General features: G+C 63.0%; 18 protein-coding genes and 4 tRNA genes. 4 read left to right on the forward strand and 18 right to left on the reverse strand.

Annotated features, from left to right (window positions below):
* Positions 1–207: 207 nt before the first annotated feature.
* Together CYJ10_RS19475 and CYJ10_RS19480 are read right to left on the reverse strand one after the other, a co-directional pair.
* Complete coding sequence (locus tag CYJ10_RS19475) at positions 208–474, reverse strand: hypothetical protein (protein ID WP_101683108.1); 267 nt, start codon at positions 472–474, stop codon at positions 208–210.
* Between the two features lie 316 nt (positions 475–790).
* The gene (locus CYJ10_RS19480) at positions 791–1135 is read right to left on the reverse strand and encodes a hypothetical protein (RefSeq protein ID WP_101683109.1); all 345 of its coding nucleotides are present in this window, start codon (positions 1133–1135) and stop codon (positions 791–793) included.
* 181 nt (positions 1136–1316) lie between these two features.
* Between CYJ10_RS19480 and CYJ10_RS19485 the strand changes: the two genes are divergently transcribed.
* Positions 1317–1403, forward strand: a tRNA-Leu gene (locus CYJ10_RS19485).
* Between the two features lie 42 nt (positions 1404–1445).
* On the opposite strand, the gene CYJ10_RS19490 is transcribed toward CYJ10_RS19485, so the two are convergent.
* Complete coding sequence (locus tag CYJ10_RS19490) at positions 1446–2537, reverse strand: YeiH family protein (protein WP_101683110.1); 1092 nt, start codon at positions 2535–2537, stop codon at positions 1446–1448.
* Positions 2538–2639: 102 nt separating this feature from the next.
* Between CYJ10_RS19490 and CYJ10_RS19495 the strand changes: the two genes are divergently transcribed.
* Positions 2640–3581: a LysR family transcriptional regulator gene (locus CYJ10_RS19495; RefSeq protein ID WP_101683111.1), complete on the forward strand. Its 942-nt coding sequence runs from the start codon at positions 2640–2642 to the stop codon at positions 3579–3581.
* On the opposite strand, the gene ybaL is transcribed toward CYJ10_RS19495, so the two are convergent.
* The 6 genes from ybaL to uvrC all read right to left on the reverse strand — a co-directional run bounded on the left by ybaL (position 3569) and on the right by uvrC (position 8580).
* Entirely contained in the window at positions 3569–4813 is a 1245-nt protein-coding gene (gene ybaL / locus CYJ10_RS19500; RefSeq protein ID WP_101683112.1) for a YbaL family putative K(+) efflux transporter, read from the reverse strand. The genes CYJ10_RS19495 and ybaL overlap by 13 nt on opposite strands.
* A gap of 388 nt (positions 4814–5201) precedes the next feature.
* A tRNA-Cys gene (locus CYJ10_RS19505) sits at positions 5202–5275 on the reverse strand.
* Positions 5276–5387: 112 nt separating this feature from the next.
* A tRNA-Gly gene (locus CYJ10_RS19510) sits at positions 5388–5463 on the reverse strand.
* 84 nt (positions 5464–5547) lie between these two features.
* Positions 5548–5623: transfer RNA gene (locus tag CYJ10_RS19515), tRNA-Gly, on the reverse strand.
* 180 nt (positions 5624–5803) lie between these two features.
* Positions 5804–6403: a CDP-diacylglycerol--glycerol-3-phosphate 3-phosphatidyltransferase gene (gene pgsA, locus CYJ10_RS19520; protein WP_101683113.1), complete on the reverse strand. Its 600-nt coding sequence runs from the start codon at positions 6401–6403 to the stop codon at positions 5804–5806.
* Positions 6404–6540: 137 nt separating this feature from the next.
* The gene (gene uvrC / locus CYJ10_RS19525) at positions 6541–8580 is read right to left on the reverse strand and encodes an excinuclease ABC subunit UvrC (protein WP_257993426.1); all 2040 of its coding nucleotides are present in this window, start codon (positions 8578–8580) and stop codon (positions 6541–6543) included.
* 205 nt (positions 8581–8785) lie between these two features.
* Between uvrC and earP the strand changes: the two genes are divergently transcribed.
* Together earP and efp are read left to right on the forward strand one after the other, a co-directional pair.
* Entirely contained in the window at positions 8786–9937 is a 1152-nt protein-coding gene (gene earP / locus CYJ10_RS19530) for an elongation factor P maturation arginine rhamnosyltransferase EarP (RefSeq protein WP_101683199.1), read from the forward strand.
* Positions 9938–10071: 134 nt separating this feature from the next.
* Positions 10072–10632 (forward strand): elongation factor P, encoded by a 561-nt coding sequence (gene efp / locus CYJ10_RS19535; RefSeq protein WP_101683115.1) that lies wholly within the window; start codon positions 10072–10074, stop codon positions 10630–10632.
* Positions 10633–10714: 82 nt separating this feature from the next.
* Here efp and nagZ read toward each other — a convergent pair whose 3' ends face one another.
* From nagZ to lepA, 9 genes are all read right to left on the reverse strand, one after another.
* Complete coding sequence (gene nagZ / locus CYJ10_RS19540; protein ID WP_101683116.1) at positions 10715–11764, reverse strand: beta-N-acetylhexosaminidase; 1050 nt, start codon at positions 11762–11764, stop codon at positions 10715–10717.
* 6 nt (positions 11765–11770) lie between these two features.
* Entirely contained in the window at positions 11771–12199 is a 429-nt protein-coding gene (gene acpS / locus CYJ10_RS19545; RefSeq protein ID WP_101683117.1) for a holo-ACP synthase, read from the reverse strand.
* Complete coding sequence (pdxJ, locus tag CYJ10_RS19550; protein ID WP_101683118.1) at positions 12196–12978, reverse strand: pyridoxine 5'-phosphate synthase; 783 nt, start codon at positions 12976–12978, stop codon at positions 12196–12198. Before pdxJ ends, acpS begins: the two co-directional genes overlap by 4 nt.
* 27 nt (positions 12979–13005) lie before the next feature.
* Entirely contained in the window at positions 13006–13887 is an 882-nt protein-coding gene (gene recO / locus CYJ10_RS19555; RefSeq protein WP_101683200.1) for a DNA repair protein RecO, read from the reverse strand.
* 5 nt (positions 13888–13892) lie between these two features.
* Complete coding sequence (gene era, locus CYJ10_RS19560) at positions 13893–14831, reverse strand: GTPase Era (protein WP_101683119.1); 939 nt, start codon at positions 14829–14831, stop codon at positions 13893–13895.
* Positions 14828–15598: a ribonuclease III gene (gene rnc / locus CYJ10_RS19565; protein WP_101683120.1), complete on the reverse strand. Its 771-nt coding sequence runs from the start codon at positions 15596–15598 to the stop codon at positions 14828–14830. The genes era and rnc overlap by 4 nt, the downstream gene beginning before the upstream one ends.
* A gap of 4 nt (positions 15599–15602) precedes the next feature.
* Positions 15603–15923 carry a DUF4845 domain-containing protein gene (locus tag CYJ10_RS19570; protein WP_101683121.1) on the reverse strand — a complete coding sequence of 107 codons (321 nt, stop codon included), beginning with the start codon at positions 15921–15923 and terminating at the stop codon, positions 15603–15605.
* A gap of 123 nt (positions 15924–16046) precedes the next feature.
* On the reverse strand, positions 16047–16946 hold the full coding sequence (lepB, locus tag CYJ10_RS19575; RefSeq protein WP_101683122.1) for a signal peptidase I: 900 nt from the start codon (positions 16944–16946) through the stop codon (positions 16047–16049).
* A 63-nt stretch (positions 16947–17009) separates the two neighbouring features.
* Positions 17010–18803, reverse strand: a complete 1794-nt coding sequence (gene lepA / locus CYJ10_RS19580) for a translation elongation factor 4 (RefSeq protein WP_101683123.1) — start codon at positions 18801–18803, stop codon at positions 17010–17012.
* Between the last annotated feature and the right edge of the window lie 30 nt (positions 18804–18833).

Consider the following 18833-nt stretch of genomic DNA (forward strand, 5'->3'; position numbering starts at 1 on the left):
ATCGTTCAGGGTTGAGGCTGCAGTATATCGCGGCCCTTCCCCGCGAAATGACGTAATCCGCGCCTTACGGAGGTGAAACTGCTTCACCTTCCCAAAGCTTGACGATCATGTTGCGCCCGGTCCGTTCGGACATCCGAAACGAAAAGGCCCGCGGCATCTGGCGATGCCGCGGGCCTTGCTTATCTGTCGGATTGTCTGCGCCGAGGGTCAGGCCCCGTCGCTGAATGCGTCGCGGCGGTCGGTGACCCGCGCTCCGTCCGAATACACATCGCGCGAGCCAGTCACGCGTGCTCCATCGGTGTACACATCCCGGTTGCTGATGCGGGCGCCGTCGGTGTAGACATCGCGCGTATCCACAGCCCGTTGGCCGCCGCTGTAGATGTCGTACTTGACCGGTGCGGCGAAAACCGAAGTCGAGAGCGCGGCGAGCGCGCCGATTGCGGCGACAGCCGCCAGACGTTGTTTGAGAGCCATGTGAATCCCCTTGTTCTGTTTGTCGACGGGCGCCGCGCCATCAGCATGTGATGGCTGGGAGCGTTGCTGTGGGAGCGGCGTCACGTGAGGCAGTTTAGGGGGAAACCCCTAGCCGAATGTCCAGATGACTTGAGCGTTCACATCAAAAACTTTGAGCGACGAAATCGCGCGGGAACCAACATGCGCAATCTTCCGCCAAGTCTTTTGGGAAAAGACGGCCAAGAAGATCGCAATAGGGCGCCCGGCAAAAGAAAAAGCCCCATTCCGGGGCTCTTTCTAACAAATACCTTTCAATGACTTCCGAAAGGCACTCGGATCAGTGGTGGTGTCCGTGGCCATGACCGCCACCATAGTAACCGCGGCCATGCCAGCCCGGGCCGTAATAATAACGAGGACCACCGTAACCGTAGTAGCGCGGGGCACCGTAATAGACCGGGGCCGGGCGAACCACTACCGGCGGCGGGCCGTAATAGACAGGCGCCGGGGCCACAACCACCGGCGGCGGCGGGGCGTAGTAGGCAGGTGCCGGCGGATAGTACGCGGGGCCACCCACGACAACGCCCGGAACACCGATCGCCACGTCGACGTTCACCCGCGCCATTGCAGCGCCCGACGCCAGCGCGGCGGCTACACCGAATGCTGCGAACAACCAACGTTTCATGATCGTGCTCTCTGTGAGTTAGGAAGAATCCTGATACTCGCTATTGTACGAGGTCACGAACTTGCAGGTGCAACGGTGGTATCGACATTGTTACCGCCCGTAACAGCCGGATCACATATCGCAGGTGACGTGTCCAGCTTGCTTCCTGCGGGCGAAGCCACCACAATACCGGGCTTGCCGTGCGGCCGTGGAGAAATTGGTAGACTCAGCAGACTTAAAATCTGCCGCCTTTCCGGGCTTACGGGTTCGAGTCCCGTCGGCCGCACCAGCTTCTCCGCTTATCTCAGCCCTACCAGGCCCCCTTTGCCGTTCAAACCAGAACCGCGCAAAGGCCGGCGCCCACCACCATCAGGAAGACAAACAGCAGGCCAGCCAGTGCCAGCGGCTTGCGGCCAGCGCGCAGCAGGTCGCCGATCCGCGTATGCAGGCCGATGGCGAGCATCGCGCAGGCCAGCAGCCAGTTGTCCAGCGCCGTCAGCGCGGGCTTCCAGGCACCGGGCACAAGCGCTGCGGAATTCAGTGCCATCACCGCGACAAACCCAACCGCAAACCAGGGCACCGAGCGCAGCAGGCCCTTCAGGTTGCGCGAGGCACCCGATTCCTGCGACCAGCTCGTGCGCGGCCACAGGGCCATCACCAGCAGCAGCGGCCCCAGCGCCAGCACACGGACCATCTTCGCCACCACGGCGGCGTCGGCCGTGGCGTCGCTCACCATCTTGCCCGACGCGATCACCTGCGCCACTTCGTGCAGCGTGGCGCCGGTGAAGATGCCGAAGGCGCGCTCGCTCACCGCGAGGTGCCAGTGCTGCGTGGCCAGTTCGTACATCCACGGGTACAGCAGCATGCCGGCCGTGCCAAACAGCACGACGGTGGCCACTGCAACGGCGGTCTGGCGATCGTCCGTCCGCACCACCGAAGACACGGCGATGGCAGCCGCGGCACCACAGACGGCGCTGCCGGCACTCACCAGAATTGCTTCGCGGCGGCTCAGGCCGAAGAACGAGGAGCCCACCCAGGTGCCGAACAGCAGCGTCGCCACCAGCATCAGCAAGGGCACCACAATGCCACCCACACCCAATGCAGCGATGGCGCCAAACGTCAGGCGCAAGCCATACAGCGCCACGCCCAGACGCAGCATGTGATGGCGCGCGAACTGCATGCCCGGGGCCAGCGGCGTCAGCCAGTGCTTGGGCATGGTGTTGGCCGCGATCATGCCGGCAAACATCGCCAGCGTCAGGGCCGACAAGCCATATTGCGAGATGGCCGGATGGTCGGCCAGCACTTGGGCAATCCAGGCAATTCCGCCCAGCGGCAGGAGCGTCAGGATGCGCTTGCGCCACAACGTCAGCGTGGACGGGGCGATGGCAACGGAAATCGAATGCGGGGCGGGAGCCGTGGACATGACAGGAGCTGGTTCTTTTGCGATGCCTTGAAGCGTACGCACCCGCTGCTAACCCGTAAAACGGGTAATATCGTTATGCCTAATCAGATATATCGATAAGACATGGAACAGCGCCCGCTCCGTCTGACCCTGCGCCAACTGCAGGTGTTCGTCGCCGTAGCCCAGCATGGCAGCACGATTGCGGCCTCAGAGTCGCTGGCGATGTCTCAGTCGGCCGTGAGCGCGTCGCTGGCGGAATTGGAACGCGCGTTGAACAGCGCACTTTTTGACCGCATCGCACGGCGATTGGCGATCAACGAAGCGGGACGCCAGTTTTTCCCGCGCGCACTCTCGCTGCTGGACCAGGCCCATGAACTGGAGCGCTTCGCCTCAGAGGGCGGCGTGCAACTGCGCATCGCCGCCAGCAATACCATCGGCAGCTATATCCTGCCCGCACTGCTGGCCGGTTTCCGCCACGCCCAGACCGGCCCCTGCGCGCTGGACCTGCGCATTGGCAATACCCACGACGTGCTGCAAGCCCTGCTGAAGTTCGAGGCCGACATCGGGTTGATCGAGGGCACCAGCCACGAGCGCGACCTGCGCGGCATGCATTGGTGCGACGACGAAATGGTAGTGGTCGTCGGCCCGTCGCACCCACTGGCCGCGGCCGCCGACCGCCCCGAGATACTGCACGACCTGCTGCGCGAAGCGGACTGGATCGTTCGGGAACCCGGTTCGGGCACGCGCGAGATCATCGAGGCGCGCCTGGTGCCGGAACTCGGCGCGTTGCGTTACGCGCTGGAGCTTGGTAATGCCGAGGCTATCAAGCGCGCCGTCATGAGCGGCTTCGGCGTCAGTTGCCTGTCGCTCCACGTCGTGCGCGACGAAATCGAGCGGGGCCTGCTGGTCGCGTTGCGCAGCGGCCTGCCGCGCGTGATCCGGCCGCTGCAACTGGTCATTCACCAGGACAAGTTTCCCACGCAGGGCCTGCTCGCCTTCACGGAATACTTGCGTGGCGCCGTGCCCGTGGCAACGCCAGGGACCGATCCGCTTCAAGCGGGCTGAGGATCGCGCTGGCCTTCGCCATCCACACGCGCCGTGTAGCGATCGAGCAGATGGAACATGATGGGATTCAGCAGAATCGACAGCAGCGCGCCAGCAAGAATGAGCGCCTGTCCGCGCTCCGGCAGGATGTGCAGGTAGACGCCGAGGCTGGCAAGGATGAACGAGAACTCACCGATCTGCGCCAGGCTTACGGCAATCGTCAGGCCTATGCGATTGTCATGACCGAATGCGCGCACGATGCCAAGCGCGGCCAGTGACTTGCCCACCAGGATAATCAGCAGCGTCGCCAGCACGCCCCAAGGGTCGTTCACCAGCACCATCGGATCGAACAGCATGCCCACCGAGACAAAGAAGAGCACGGCGAAAGCATCGCGTAGCGGCAGCGACTCTTCCGCGGCCCGATGGCTGAATTCCGATTCGGCCATCACCATGCCGGCGAAAAATGCACCCAGCGCAAACGACACGCCGAACAGCGAATAGGCGCCAAACGCCACGCCCAGCGCCACGGCCAGCACGCCCAGGCGGAACAGTTCCCGACTACCGGTCCATACGATGCGTTCGAGCATCCACGGGATGAAGCGCCTGCCGATCACCATCATCACGGCCACGAAAGCCGCCACCTTGCCCAGGGTCCAGAAGATCTCGATCAGTACATCCATCGTCGTTGGCGCCGATGCCCCGGCGGCCCCGCCTTCCGCGCCGCCACCAAGCAGACCGGCCATGGCGGGCAGCAGCACCAGCGTCAGGACCATCGCCAGGTCCTCGACGATCAACCATCCCACGGCGATACGCCCCTGCTGAGATTCGATCAGATCGCGCTCCTGCAGTGCGCGCAGCAGCACCACGGTACTGGCCACCGACAGCGCCAGGCCATAGACAAGGCCCTGCCCCCAGTGCCAGTCGAAGCCCCAGGCCACCAACATGCCCAGTGCCGTGGCGATGCCGATCTGGACGATCGCACCCGGAATCGCAATCTTCTTCACGGCCATCAGGTCCTTGACCGAGAAATGCAGGCCCACGCCAAACATCAGCAGGATCACACCCAGTTCCGCCAGTTCCGGTGCCAGCGCCTGGTCAGCCGTGTAGCCAGGCGTATGCGGGCCCACGACGATGCCGGCGCAGAGGTAGCCAATCAGCGGCGGCAGCCTGAACCGGTTGGCGATCGCTCCCAGGATGAAAGCCAGCACGATACCGCCGACGATGGTGCTGATAAGCGGGGTGGCGTGATGCATGCGTCTGGGATTCCTTTCCGGTTGTCTCGATGATCTGGATGAACCGCGGGCGCGCCCACGCGCCGTCCCGCCGTCGCATCATGCGCATTGGCATGTCACGGACAGGGGAAGCACCTGGATCGTTGCTGGCAGTACGGGAAGCGCGGCCGCAGACCGCGGGTGCATAACAACATCGCCATGCGCCGCGGCAAGAGGGAATGCATCGGAATACGACTACGCGAGGTGGCTTGCCACGCCAGGCGCCGTCCCGGATGCGTACGGCATGACGTAATGTAGCACGCGCGTCACCCCATTCAGGATGAGAACAATCGCAAAAAACTGGGGAAGTTCGGCGAATGCCGGCACTGGAAAACACAACGGCGCCACATGGGCGCCGTCGGCTTGCAACTGGAGGCGGAGGTCGGAATCGAACCGGCGTACACGGCTTTGCAGGCCGCTGCATAACCACTCTGCCACCCCGCCAGGTGACGATGCTGGATTGTATCCGCAATCGCCGCGAGCGTCGTGACTGCCGACACTGCGACGGGATGCAACCCCGCTAAAGAAAAAGGGAAGCGCTGCTTCCCTTTGGGATTGGAGCGGGAGACGAGTCTCGAACTCGCGACCTCAACCTTGGCAAGGTTGCGCTCTACCAACTGAGCTACTCCCGCGTACAACTTTTGCTGCTGTGACAGCTTGCGCTGCCGTTCCGCCGACCTGACCGAACATCATCATGTCACCGGATGCCATTAACCTGGAGCGGGAGACGAGTCTCGAACTCGCGACCTCAACCTTGGCAAGGTTGCGCTCTACCAACTGAGCTACTCCCGCAGGGCCCTGCATCATACCGAAAAGCAGACTATCGCGCAACTTCTTTTAACTACGCAGCTTTATGCTGGCAATTCGCGCTAAGTACCGCTTATCTTGCTGCTTTCGTTTGCGTCGCCAGCAGCGAGAACGAGATTATTGCAAAGAGAGAACCGGCTCGTCAACAACTTTTTGCAGGTAATTTCATTTTTGTGTGCGTGCCCCGTTCAGGGCATCACTACGCTCACGAATCTGGGGCCATGCGAGCTTCATGTAATAGATCATCGACCACAGCGTCAGCACGGCTGCGACGTAAATCATCAGCGTCCCGAGCAACGACGCATCCACACCGAATAGCGGATCATTGAACAGCAGCAGCGGGATGGCGACCATCTGCACGGTCGTCTTCAGCTTGCCCAGGAAGTTCACCGCCACGCTCTTCGACGCCCCGATCTGCGCCATCCATTCGCGCAGGGCCGAAATCGTGATCTCGCGGCCGATGATGACCAGCGCGATCAGGTCGGCCACTCGCCCCAGCGCCAGCAGCGACAGCAGCGCCGCGGTGACCATCAGCTTGTCGGCCACCGGGTCCAGGAAGGCCCCGAACGCCGAAGTCTGGTTCCAGCGCCGCGCCAGGAAACCGTCCAGCCAGTCCGTGGCTGCCGCGATGATGAAGAACGATGCCGCCGTCACGTTCTTGGTATGCATCGGCAACCAGGCCTCGGGCAGGTAGTAGACCCCGACGACTAGCGGGATCATGGCCACGCGAAGCCAGGTCAGCAGGATGGGAATGTTCAGTGGCATGGGCGGTGCGTTCGTGCGCCAGAAACTGGCTGGTCTGCGATGTGGCCGCCAAGGCGGATTGCGCGATTGTCGCCTATTTCGGCCCGGGCCCGTTAATTTCAGGCCGAAAGCCGCCCAATACCTCCCAGGAGCGGGCTTCAGTGCAACTGCCGGTAGATTTCCTCGGCCAGCGTGCGCGAAATGCCCTCCACGCTGGCCAGCTCGTCGATACTGGCGGCCATCACGCCGCGCAACCCGCCAAATCGCGTCAGAAGCTTCTGGCGCCGCCGCGCGCCCACCCCTTCGATTTCCTCCAGCCGCGACGTGGTGCGCGCCTTGGCCCGCTTGGCGCGCATGCCGGTGATCGCGAACCGGTGGGCCTCATCGCGGACCTGCGCCACCAGCATCAATGCGGCGCTGCCCTGCCCTAGTTCGAGCGACGGACGCCCGTCGGCAAACACCAGCGTCTCCAGGCCCACCTTGCGCCCCTCGCCCTTGGCCACGCCAACCAGCAGGCCAATATCGAGACCAAGCTCCTCGAATACCTGGCGCGCCACCTCGACCTGCCCCTTGCCGCCATCGATCAGCACCACGCGCGGCATGCGGGGCACGCCTTCGGCACCTGCGGCGTTCGGGTCGCCGCCATCTTCCTGGATCTGCTCGACCAGCTTCTGGTAGCGGCGCGTCAGCACCTGGCGCATGGCCGCGTAGTCGTCGCCGGGCGTGATATCGGTGATATTGAAGCGCCGGTACTCGCTGTTCTGCATCTCGTGGTGATGAAACACCACGCACGACGCCTGCGTGGCCTCGCCTGCCGTGTGGCTGATGTCGAAGCACTCGATACGCAGCATGGCCAGGTCTTCCATGTCGAGGCCGATGGTCTCCGCCAGCGCGCGCGTGCGGGCTTCCTGGCTACCCTGTTCGGCCAGGCGCCTGGCCAGTGCCAGGCCGGCACCTTGCGCGGCCATCTCCAGCCACACCTTGCGCTGCCCCTGGGGTTGGCGCACCAGGGCCACCTTGCGACCGGCCTGCATCGACAGCGCCTCGACCACCGCACCGTCGGCCGGCAGATGGCTGACCACGACGATCGGCGGCGGCGCCTGATCCAGATAGTGCTGGATCATGAACGCGGACAGCACGCGCGCGGCGATACGGTCCACCGACAGCGGCCCCGTATCGGCCGTGGCGGGAGGTTCGGCTGCCGCCTGACCGTCCGGCACCTCGGATATTTCGGATGCCTCCGCAGTATCGTCGCTCTCCTCGACGATCATCGCCGCCTCATCGGCATGGGCCGGAAAGTAGGCCTTGTCGCCCAGATGCCGCCCGCCCCGGACCATCGCCAGGTTCACACAGGCCCGACCGCCCTGCACGGCCACAGCCAGCACGTCGATATCGCGCGCCTGGCCCACTTCCTCCACGGCCTGCCGCTTGAGCACCGTCGACAGCGCCCCAATCTGGTCGCGCACGGCGGCGGCCTGCTCGAACTGCAACTGCATCGCGTGCGATTCCATCTTCTGCTGCAGGCCTTCGAGCACCTCGGTCTCGCGGCCCTGCAGGAAGCTGGCGGCGTTGCCCACGTCACGGGCATAGTCTTCCTGCGAAATCGCGCTCACGCAGGGCGCCGTGCAACGATGGATCTGATGCAGCAGGCACGGCCGCGTGCGGTTGTTGAACACCGTGTCCTCGCAGGTGCGCAGTTGGAACACCTTCTGCAGGATCTGCATGCTCTCGCGCACCGCATGCGCACTCGGGAACGGGCCGAAGTACTGGTGCTTGCGGTCGGTCGCCCCCCGGTAATACGCCATGCGCGGGAACTTGTGACCCGTCAGCTTCAGGAACGGATACGACTTGTCGTCACGGAACAGGATGTTATAGCGCGGCGCCAGTGCTTTGATGAGATTGTTCTCAAGCAGCAGCGCCTCGGCTTCGGTCCGCACGACGGTCGTTTCGATCCGCGCGATCTTGCCCACCATCATGGCGATGCGCGGCGACAACTGCGTCTTGTTGAAGTAGCTCGATACCCGCTTCTTCAGGTCGCGCGCCTTGCCCACGTAGAGCACGTTGCCATCGGCGTCGAAATACCGATAGACACCGGGCAGCCCAGGCATCCGCGCCAGGATCGGACGCGGATCGAAGTCCGGCACTTGGGGGGGCTCCAGCGCCTGCGCTTCGGTCGAGGCGGCTTCGGATTCGGACATCACGGGGTCGGTCTGGGGGACGGGTTCCTGCTCGGGCATCGCGGGCGGATTGAACGAATTAGGTGCGCCATATGTGCGTCCGCGTGGGACGCTGGCCTAGAATCGCAAGTTTAGAGCAATTCGCCCGCGAGACTGCGGCGGCACGGGCGCGCCGCCGCGCGCCTTCGTCGTGTTGTCGTCGTATCTTCGCCATTTCCTTCGCACCATGCCAATCCGTTCCTGGGACATTTTCTGTACCGTCATCGACAACTTCGGGGACATTGGCGTGTGCTGGCGGCTGGCCCGCCAGCTGGCACAGGAGCACGGACACGCGGTGCGTCTGTGGGTGGATGACCTGACCAGCTTTGCCCGGCTTGCGCCGGAAATCGACCCCGCCGCCACGCATCAGCGCTTGTCCGGTGTAGATGTCCGCCGCTGGGATCCACGGCCCGACGCGCCTTTCGACGCCCCAGCGCCGCACGACGTGGTGATCGAGGCGTTTGCCTGCCACCTGCCCGAATCGTTCCTGGCGGCCATGGCCGCCGCGCCGCGCAAACCGGTCTGGATCAACCTGGAGTATCTGAGCGCAGAGGACTGGGTCAGCGACCACCACGCCATGGCGTCGCCCCATCCGCGCCTGCCACTGACCAAGTTCTTCTTCTTCCCGGGCTTTGCACGTGGGACGGGCGGCCTGTTGCGCGAATCGATGATCGGCGCATCGCGCGACGCCTTCCGCACCAGCCCCGCCGCGCAGGCCACGCTGTGGCACCGGCTCGGCGTCCAGCCGACCCCGGGCGCGCTCAAGGCCAGCCTTTTCGCCTATGAAAATCCGGCCACCCCCGCCCTGCTCGACCAATGGCGCGATGGCACCACGCCCGTCGAGTGCTTCATCCCGCAGGGGCTGGCCGCGACGCAGGTCGGCCAGTGGCTGAACGCGGCGCCCACGCCAGGCACCACGCACCATCGCGGCAACCTGATCGTCCATGGCATTCCGTTTGTCCGCCAGGAACACTACGACGAACTGCTCTGGGCCTGCGACGTCAATTTTGTACGGGGCGAGGATTCCTGCGTGCGCGCCCACTGGGCCGCGCGGCCAATGATCTGGCACATCTACCCGCAGGACGACCAGGCGCACCACATCAAGCTCGATGCCTGGCTGACCCGCTTTGCACGGGCCGGCGTGGCGCCCGAGGCATCCGACGCCCTGATCGCGTTTTCGCATGCGTGGAACGGCTACGGCACGGCACCCAACTGGGCGGCGTTGCACGCACAGCTGCCCGCCCTGACCGCCGGCATGGACCGCTGGCAGCGGCAGTTGCAGCACTTGGGCGACCTCGCAGCGAATCTCGTGGCTTTTAGCGAAAATCAGGTAAAATAGCCGGTTGATTTTGATGGCGAGCCAAGTTTCAAGGCCCAAGAACAAACTGCCGGCTGCGCGCCTTCGCCATACCGATTTCCGGGTGCTATCCCCTACCTTGTGCCCGGACCATTTTTTTCAGGAAGACAGTTCAGATGAAAATCGCACAGGAACTCCGCGTCGGCAACGTGTTCATGATCGGTTCCGACCCGATGGTGGTTCAGAAGGCCGAGTACAACAAGTCGGGCCGTAACGCCGCCGTCGTCAAGATGAAGTACAAGAACCTGCTGACGGAAGCCCCGGGCGAGTCGGTCTTCAAGGCCGACGACAAGTTTGAAGTCGTGGTGCTGGACCGTCGCGAATGCACGTTCTCGTACTTCGCCGACCCGATGTACGTGTTCATGGACACCGAGTTCAACCAGTACGAAGTCGAGAAGGACAGCATGGGTGACGCGCTGAACTACCTCGAAGACGGCATGGCTGTTGAAGTGGTGTTCTACAACGACAAGGCCATCTCGGTGGATATGCCGACCACGCTGGTCCGCGAGATCATCTACACGGAACCGGCCGTCAAGGGCGACACCTCGTCGGGCAAGGTGCTCAAGGGCGCCAAGATCAACACCGGTTTCGAACTGCAAGTGCCGCTGTTCTGCAACATCGGCGACAAGATCGAAATCGACACGCGTACCGGCGAATACCGCAGCCGCGCCAACTAAGCTTCACGGCGCCACGCGATAAAAAAGGGCAGCTTCGGCTGCCCTTTTTGTCGTCTGCGGTTTGCCCGCCCCCGCCTGATCCTTACTTGATCAGATCCAGGTCCTTCAGCAGGCGCAGCGCGGCACGGTATTCGCCTTCTTGCTCGAGCTTGTTCCAGTCCAGCGGCTTCCGGCGGCCAAACAGCTTGCGGATACGGCGCTGCGACGTCTTCGAAATCGACGTATCGAGTTCCGAAAGCAGTTGGTCGGCCTTGTCCGGGTTGTTGCAGATCAAGACCATGTCGCAACCGGCATCGAGCGCGGCCTTGGCGCCCTGCGTGACGGTGCCGGCTACGCTGGCGCCTTCCATGCTGAGGTCGTCGCTAAAAATCACGCCTTCAAAACCCAGCTGCGCGCGCAGGACGTCCTGGAGCCAGAAGCGCGAAAAGCCCGCTGGAGCCGGGTCCACCTTGGGGTAGATCACGTGCGCCGGCATCACCGAGGCCAGCGCCGGGCCCATCCAGTCATAGGGACGGGCGTCGTGCGCCAGGATCTCGTCGAGCTCGCGCTCGTCGACGGGCACCGCCACGTGGGAATCGGCTTCCACGTAGCCATGACCCGGAAAATGCTTGCCGCAATTGGCCATGCCGGCCAGCAGCAGGCCGTGCGTCAGATGGTTGGCCAGCATCGTGACCACGCGCGGATCGGCGTGGAAGGCACGGTCGCCGATCACGCCGCTGCGGCCGAAGTCCAGGTCGAGCACCGGCGTGAAGCTCAGGTCGATATCGCAGGCGCGCAGTTCGGCCGCCAGCACATAGCCGCAGGCGATGGCCGCCTTGGTGGCCATCAGCACGTCGCGGTCCCACAGCTGGCCCAGTTTGGCCATGGCGGGAAGGTGCGTGAAGCCGTCGGTCTTGGCGCGCTGAACGCGGCCGCCTTCGTGATCGATACAGATCAGCACGTCGTCGCGCACATTGCGAATCGCACGCGTCAGCGTCACCAGCTGGGCGCGCGACTCGAAATTGCGCGCAAACAGGATCACGCCGCCCGTCAGGGGATGCGCGATGCGGCGCTCGTCTTCGGCATTGAGCTGCTTGCCCACCACGTCGAGCACCACGGGACCCGGACGCTTGCCGGAAACTTTATTGTTCATATCGGTTCAGTTCGAGGCTGGTTCAGGCAGCGGACCGGGCTGGGCCGTCCGCTCCGCGATCGCGAAGGCGACCGCATACTCATGTTCATCGCTGACACTGACCCGAATGGTCAGGCCGCGTTCCCGAACCCAATCGGCCAGCTCACCCGTGCATTGCGGGGTGGGCTCGCCGGAGGGCAGGTTCAGCAATTCCATCGCGCGCCAGGTCATCGGCCAGCGCATGCCCAGCCCGATCGCCTTCGAGAAGGCCTCCTTGGCGGCAAAGCGTGTGGCCAGAAACGCCAGCCCACGCTTTTCGGAGCGCGCCTTGCGCGCGTGATAGATCTTGAGTTCGCGCGGGCCGAGCACCTTTTCGGCAAAACGGCCGCGCGTGCGATCCATCACGCCTTGCACGCGATCAATCTGGATGATGTCGGTGCCGACGCCGTAGATCACGCCGCTTGCCCCGGCACGGAATAGCGGGTGCCCAGCCGCGCCGCCACCATGATGGCCTTCATCTCGCGCACGGCATTCTGCCAGCCGACGAACACCGCGTGCGCCACGATGGCGTGGCCGATGTTCAGTTCCTTGATGCCCGGCAGCGCGGCGATGCGCTGCACGTTCGTGTAATGCAGGCCATGGCCGGCGTTGACGATCAGGCCATGCTTCTGGCCAGCCATCACGCCCTCGGCCACGCGCTGAAACTCCGCTTCCTGCGCGTCGGCCGTGTGCGCATCGGCATAGGCACCGGTATGGATCTCGATCACCGGGGCCTTGCACGCCGCGGCGGCGGCAATCTGGTCAGGATCCGCGTCAATGAACAGCGACACGCGGATGCCGGCGTCGGCCAGTTGGCGGCACGCCGCGCTGACCTGCTCGAAATGGCCCGCCACGTCCAGGCCACCCTCGGTAGTGACTTCCTCGCGCTTTTCGGGCACCAGGCACACGTCCTGCGGCTTGATCTCGCACGCGATATCGAGCATTTCGGCAGTGATCGCGCATTCGAGATTCATGCGCGTGGCCAGCTTCGGCCGCAGCGCGCGCACGTCGGCATCGCGAATATGGCGGCGGTCTTCGCGCAGGTGCAGCGTAATCAGGTCGGCGCCGGCTTCCTCGGCCTGCAGCGCGGCCTGGATCGGGTCGGGATAGACGGTGCCGCGCGCATTGCGCAGCGTGGCTACGTGATCGATATTGACGCCAAGGTCAATGACCCCGGGATTCGCGTGGAAGATCATGCCGGCTTGCTCAGAGGGATTTGGGAATCAAAGGTACTGCAGATCGATCAGGATCTGGCGCGTTTTCAGCGGCTCGCCCTGTAGATAATAATGCAGCAGGAACCGCATCAGCGCGCGGCTTTGCGTAACCGTTTGTGCGCGCCCGTAGTCGTCCTGCGCCATGTCCAGCAGCGTCTGCCCCGACACCACGGGCCAACTCGACGGATCGCTGGCATGCGCTCGCCGCACGCCGCGCTCCGGCTGGTAAACGTAATCGAGGCCGGGCTGCACCCGCTCGCCCGTCTTGATGCATTGATCGAACGCTACCGCGAAACCGGTTTCCTGCAGCAGCACGCGCTCGAAGCCGCGCAGCACCAGACTGGCCGGCTCACCATGCGCCAGCCGCGTCAGCGTGATCATGTAGTGCTTGAACAGCGCAGGATGTGCGTCCTCGCGCGGGCAGAATCGCAATAGCAATTCATTCAAGTAGAAGCCCGACAGCAGCGCATCGCCGGACAGCGGCAGCATGCCGCCCATGTACTCGGCTTTCGTGAGCGTCTTGACTTCGCCGCGCCCGGTCCACGACAACGAGATGGGATGAAAATGCTGCAGCACGGCGCGCAACGCCGAATGCGGGCGCTTGGCGCCCTTGGCGACCATCGCCATGCGTCCATGATCGCGCGTGAAGACGTCGAGGATCAGGCTGGTTTCGCGATAAGGGTAGGCGTGCAGCACGAAACCCGCCTCGTTGGTGACGCGCAATTCCGAGCGCGCCGGCACGATGCGCATCGCGCGGTCCATCATTTCGCGCCCGGCGGCCACGGCCGGACTCAGAGCAGGAATGGCGCCCGACTCCAGCACCTCGGCGGCCTCGTCGGCAATCGGATCGGCACTGCGCGCACGCGGCGCGCCGCGGCGCACGTCAGGCATCTTGCTCACTCGTAGCCGTAGGCGCGCAATCCGGCTTCGTTGTCGGCCCAGCCGCTCTTGACCTTGATCCACATTTCCAGGTAGACCTTGCCATCGAACAGCTTTTCCATGTCGAGGCGCGCCTCGGTGGAGATCTGCTTGAGCTTGCTGCCCTTGTTGCCGATGATCATGGCCTTGTGCGCGTCGCGCTCTACCAGGATCGTGGCGAAAATGCGGCGCAGCCGGCCTTCCGTCTCGAACTTGTCGATGACGACCGTGCTCGTGTACGGCAGCTCGTCGCCGGTCCAGCGGAACACCTTCTCGCGGATGATCTCCGATGCCAGGAAGCGCTCGCTGCGATCGGTCATCGCATCGACGTCGTACATCGGCTCGCCTTCCGGCAGGTAGGGCCGGATGATGGCCAGCAGGCGGTCGATGTGGTCGCGCGTCTTGGCCGACATCGGCACCACTTCCGTGAACGGGAAGCGCTGCCCCATCTGTTCCAGGAACGGCATCATCACTTCCGAACGGCCTTCGCCGATGCGGTCGAGCTTGTTGCAGACCAGCAGCACTGGCACGTTCTTGGGCAGCAGCGTCAACACCTTTTCGTCATCGGGGCCGAAGTAGCCAGCCTCCACGACGAACAGCACCACATCCACCGACGACAGCGTCGACGTGACCGCCCGGTTCAACGAGCGGTTCAAGGCGCTGGCATGGCGCGTCTGGAAGCCCGGTGTATCGGCGAACACGTACTGCGCGTCGTCGGTGGTCTGAATACCGACGATTCGATGGCGCGTGGTCTGGGCCTTGCGCGACGTAATACTGACCTTCTGGCCGACCAGCGCGTTCATCAGCGTGGACTTGCCCACGTTCGGGCGGCCAACGATGGCCACGGTGCCGCAGCGAAATGCCGGGGCGCCAGATGGGTCCGCCGCATCCTGCTGCGGAGGGAGAGATTCGGTCATTCCTTCAACCTGAGAGACAACTGGGGATCCGGTGGTACCGGCTGCTTGCGTGTTTTGCCCGTTCGCTCGGCACGGCTGCGCTTGAGCAACTGGGGGACGAGCTTCTGGACTTCGTCCAGCGCGAGCTTGGCCGCCGCCTGCTCGGCCGCGCGGCGCGACGCGCCGGTGCCGAACACGCGCACCTCCAGTTTAGGCACGATGCACTCGACTTCAAATTGCTGGCTGTGCGCCGCACCATGCGTGGCAATGACGTTGTACTGCGGCAGGGCAATCTTGTGACCCTGCAGGTACTCCTGGAGCAGCGTTTTGGCATCCTTGCCCAGCGTGCGCGGGTCCACCTGCTCCAGAATCGGGATATACAACTTACGGATCAACGCCCGGGCGGCGTCGAACCCGGCGTCGAGAAACACTGCGCCGACAATCGCCTCGAGCGCATCGGCAAGAATCGACGGGCGGCGGAAACCGCCACTCTTGAGTTCGCCCTCGCCCAGGCGCAGCGCATCGGACAGCTGCAGCATCTGGGCGATCTCGTACAGGGCCTGCTGTTTGACCAGGTTGGCACGTACGCGAGACAGATCACCCTCATCCAGCTTGCCGAACATGCCATACAGCATGTCCGCCACCGCACAGTTCAGCACCGAATCGCCCAGGAATTCCAGGCGTTCGTTGTGCTGCGCGCTATGACTGCGATGCGTGAGCGCCTGCTGCAGCAATTCGGGCTTGCTGAATCGGTAGCCGAGACGTTGCTGCAAGGCGTCGAGGGTCATGTCTTTACTGCGTTCCCGAATAGGTAATCAAAAAACTCAACGGACCGTAGATCTTGACTTCGGTCCGGTACTCGAAGCCGATCGAGCGAATACGCCCGGCTTCGTCTTCATTCACGTCCAGATCTTCGCCCCGGATCGAACTGATATTGTCGATCTGGGCCTGTTTGTCGAAATTGGCCGTAACGTCCTTGCGATTGCTCGACCGGTCCTTGGCGTAGGTAGTCGCGCGTTTGACCGACATATATTCCAGCATGCTGGGAATCGACTTCAGCGCCGGCAAGGCCACCGCCAACACCAGCGCAACCACCACCAGCATCGATCCCATCGAAAATCCGTGTGATTTATGAATCATAAATGAACGGACTTTCCCCCTCGTACCCAAAAACTTCTGACCCATCGCGCTGCCCTCTATATTGAGTGTTTTGCGCTGCGTAGTGCCGTGAACGGCTTATTTGAACGACCCTACGCGCCCGAAATTGCCCAGATTCATCCAGATCATGAAGGCCTTGCCGACGATATTCTTGTCGGGTACGAAACCCCAATACCGGGAATCCAGACTGTTGTCACGGTTATCCCCCATGACGAAATAGTGACCTTCCGGCACTTTACACGTCAGCCCTTGCTGATTGTAAGTGCAGTTCTCGCGGAACGGAAAATCCGGATCGGCGCCAGCGACGAAGGCCGGACGATCCGTGTCGTTCAGAATGCCATGTTCGGGGCCGCCCGGCAGCTTTTCGGTGAAATGCTTTGAATAGGCCAGACGTTCTTCATCCAGGTAGTCGGGCAGCGCGCTGTAATCGGCCGGCTTGCCGTTAATGGTCAGCTTCTTGTTTTCGTAGCGCACCACGTCGCCCGGCACACCGATCACACGCTTGATGTAGTCAAGCGATTCGTCCTTCGGGTAGCGGAACACCATGACATCGCCGCGTTGCGGTTCACCCACGTCGATGATCTTCTTGTTCACCACCGGCAGGCGAATGCCGTAGTCGTACTTGTTCACCAGGATGAAGTCGCCAATCAGCAGTGTGGGGATCATCGAGCCCGACGGGATCTTGAACGGCTCCACGACAAACGACCGCAGCACGAAAACCGCCAGGATGACCGGGAAGAAACTCGCCGAATACTCAAGCCACCACGGCTGGCGCATTTTCTCTTCCGCCAGCTTCGAGCGAGAGTGGTCCAGTTCCGTGCTGACCTGAACGGCCTGCATGTGCTGGCGCTGGGCATCGAATTCAGCCAGCGCCAGTTGCGTCACGCTGCGGCGTTGACGCTCGAATACGAGCTTGTCCGCAACCCAGGCAATGCCCGTAATGACCACCAGCACAAAAAGGATCAGTGCGAAATTCATGACGGCTTGGAGTGATGTCGATTTGTTGGTATTGCCGGCTTGTTATCGCCAGAGCGCACGCGCTTACTTTTCGTCCACCTGCAGAATCGCCAGGAATGCCTCCTGGGGGATTTCCACGGTGCCCACCTGCTTCATGCGCTTCTTGCCCGCCTTCTGCTTTTCCAGCAGTTTCTTCTTTCGCGAAATATCGCCGCCGTAGCACTTGGCCAGCACGTTCTTGCGCAGCGCCTTGACGTTTTCACGCGCGATGATATTCGCGCCGATGGCGGCCTGGATGGCCACGTCGTACATCTGGCGCGGAATGATCTCGCGCATCTTGGCGGCCACCTCACGCCCACGGTATTGCGAATTCGAGCGGTGAACGATCACGGACAGCGCATCCACCTTGTCGCCGTTGATCAGGATATCCACCTTGACCACATCCGACGGGCGGTATTCCTTGAACTCGTAATCCATCGACGCGTAACCGCGCGACACCGATTTCAGGCGGTCGAAGAAATCCATGACGATTTCCGCCATCGGGATTTCATACGTGAGCTGCACCTGCTTGCCGTGATAGCTCATATTGATCTGCGAGCCACGTTTCTGCGTGCACAGCGTGATCACCGAGCCCACATAATCCTGGGGCATATACAGGTTCACCGTGACGATCGGCTCCAGAATGGCGTCGATCTTGCTCGGATCGGGCATCTTGGCCGGGTTCTCGACGGTGACCATCGTGCCGTCGCGCTGCTGCACCTGATAGACCACGGTCGGCGCGGTCGTGATCAGGTCCATGTCGAATTCGCGCTCCAGGCGCTCCTGCACGATTTCCATGTGCAGCAGCCCCAGGAAGCCGCAGCGGAAGCCGAAGCCCAGCGCCTGCGAAACTTCCGGCTCGAATTGCAGCGATGCGTCGTTCAGGCGCAGTTTTTCCAGCGATTCACGCAGTGCTTCGTACTGGTTCGCTTCCACCGGATACAGGCCGGCGAACACCTGCGGCTTGACTTCCTTGAAGCCAGGCAGCGGCTCGGGAGCACGCTTGACGACGGTGGTGATCGTGTCACCCACCTTGGCGGCCTTCAGTTCCTTGATACCGGCGATCACGAAGCCCACCTCACCTGCGGTCAGCGCGTCACGCTGGACCGACTTCGGCGAGAACACGCCCACCTGTTCCACCAGATGCTGCGAGCCCGTGGCCATCAGCAGCACCTTGTCCTTGGGGCGCAGCGTGCCGTTGACCACACGCACCAGCATCACGACGCCAACGTAGTTGTCGAACCACGAATCGATGATCAGGGCCTGCAGCGGTGCGTCGACATCACCCTTCGGCGCCGGCACCTTGGCGATCAGGGCCTCGATCACGTCTTCCACGCCCTGCCCGGTCTTGGCCGAACACGGGGTGGCGTCGCTCGCATCGATGCCGATGACTTCCTCGATTTCCTGCTTGGCGTTGTCCGGATCGGCCTGCGGCAGGTCGATCTTGTTGAGCACGGGCACCACTTCCACGCCGAGTTCGATCGCCGTATAGCAGTTAGCCACGGTCTGCGCTTCCACGCCCTGCGACGCATCCACCACCAGCAGCGCGCCTTCGCAGGCCGACAGCGACCGGCTGACTTCATAGCTGAAGTCCACGTGTCCCGGGGTGTCGATCAGATTCAGGTTGTAGACCTTGCCGTCACGCGCCGTGTAGCTCAGCGCCGCCGTCTGGGCCTTGATGGTGATGCCGCGCTCTTTCTCGATGTCCATCGAATCGAGCACCTGCGCTTCCATTTCCCGATCCGACAGCCCGCCGCAGCGCTGAATGATCCGGTCGGCCAGGGTGGATTTGCCGTGGTCGATGTGGGCAATGATCGAGAAATTACGAATATGGTCCATCTAGTGATCTGGAAAACGCCAGCGCAGCCC

Origin of the sequence: Cupriavidus pauculus (genome assembly GCF_002858765.1) — a bacterium.
Classification (GTDB): domain Bacteria; phylum Pseudomonadota; class Gammaproteobacteria; order Burkholderiales; family Burkholderiaceae; genus Cupriavidus; species Cupriavidus pauculus_B.